Raw genomic sequence first — 1,491 nt, forward strand, 5'->3', positions numbered from 1 at the left:
CTCTCCCGACGGCGGCCTGCTCGCCACCGCTGGCTACGATCAAACGGTGCGCCTATGCGAAGCTGAGGACGCCCAGCCAGCGCCTTCCTCGGCACAGCGTGCACGGCATGAAGAGGACTCCCCCGAGAACCTGATCACCCAGAATGACCAACTACACACCCGCGTAAACCTCTTGACCGCACGCGGCCTCGCCAGTCGAAGCGTCCTCACCGCGCTCACGAACGGCGAAGGTATCTCTCTGGCTCCCCTGGTCGGGCACCGGGCCGCGGTCTGGTCCGTGGTGTTCTCGCCTGACGGAACCCAACTCGCTACGGCGAGCGCTGACGATACGGTGCGGTTCTGGGATCCTGCCAACCGGCAACCGGTCGGCAGGCCTCTGACAAGTCACCGAGACTCCGTGAGGGCGGTGGCTTTTTCCCCTGACGGCACCCTGATCGTCACAGCGGACGAGGGTGGCTCGGTACGCCTATGGGACGCGGCTGCCCGAGTACCGGCGTCGGGCAGCCCCTTGGCCTCCCACCTCGGCCCCATCACGTCGGTAGTCTTCTCGCCCACCGGGACCCTGCTCGCCGTCGCCAATGATGGTGCTGCCGTACGACTGTGGGTGCCTGCCACCCGGCAACCCGCCGGTGCTCCGCTGACCGGCCATAACGGGCTCGTCACTGGGGTCGCGTTCTCCCCCGATGGCAGTCTGATCGCCACCGCCACGGATGCCGGCACAGTATCTCTGTGGGACGCCACCAGCCGTGAGCCAACCGGCGAACTCCTAGATGGTCACAGAGGCTCTGTCAGCTCTGTCGCTTTCTCCCCAGACGGCAGTCTGATCGCCACCGCTGGCGACGATCACTCGATTCAGCTGTGGGACGCGGCCACCTACCAGCCCGACGGAAAGCCCCTGACCGGCCATAACGACGCCGTCGCGGCCCTGGCTTTCTCTCCCGACGGCGGTCTGATCGCTACAACCAGCAAGGATCACACCGTACGCCTGTGGGACCCGACCACCCACCAACCCGTCAGCGAGCCTCTCACCGGCCACCACGACGCCGTGACAGCGCTCGCCTTCTCGCCGGATAGCACCGTGCTCGCCACCGCCAGTATCGACCGCACCGTTCGGCTGTGGGTGCCTCCGGCGATGAGCGGTCCCGCCGGGCAGCAAGGCTGATCCGACAGGGACCGGAATAAATGCTTCCTGGCCTCCATTGTTCCTTCGCGGCGATCAAGGTGGGGCGGGGAGGCTCATGAGCAATCTGAAGGTCTTCAGGGTGAGAGGCGGGCAGGCAACGGAGGTCTCGGGAGCGTCCGTGGGGGTGGAGGTCGAGCTGCAGCGGCTGATCGAGGCCAACATGGAGGCCATGCTCGGCATCCGCTTCCTGGCGACCGAGTACCGCACCGGCCATGACTCTCCTCCCGAGGGTTCCTCAAGCACTCCGAAGCGTGGTCTCGCCGCAGCGTGCGCCTGACCTGGAGGTCTATCCGTCCCACACGAGAGGT

Annotated in this window: 2 protein-coding genes; both read left to right on the forward strand. The window is 66.5% G+C overall.

Translation table 11 applies throughout. The features are described 5' to 3' along the window. Positions 1-1,162 (forward strand): WD40 repeat domain-containing protein (locus tag ACH5AF_RS34950; protein ID WP_398907536.1); only part of this gene is annotated, 1,162 nt, incomplete at its 5' end. A 76-nt stretch (positions 1,163-1,238) separates the two neighbouring features. Beyond that, positions 1,239-1,460: a hypothetical protein gene (locus tag ACH5AF_RS34955; RefSeq protein WP_398907538.1), complete on the forward strand. Its 222-nt coding sequence runs from the start codon at positions 1,239-1,241 to the stop codon at positions 1,458-1,460. The last annotated feature ends 31 nt before the right edge of the window (positions 1,461-1,491 follow it).

This window comes from Streptomyces sp. NPDC018833, assembly GCF_044390825.1.
In the GTDB taxonomy this organism is placed as follows: Bacteria; Actinomycetota; Actinomycetes; order Streptomycetales; family Streptomycetaceae; genus Streptomyces.

Bases quoted from the DNA above. Each gene is read 5' to 3' on its own strand.
- ACH5AF_RS34955 (WP_398907538.1), top strand. From the start codon at position 1,239: ATGAGCAATCTGAAGGTCTTCAGGGTGAGAGGCGGGCAGGCAACGGAG.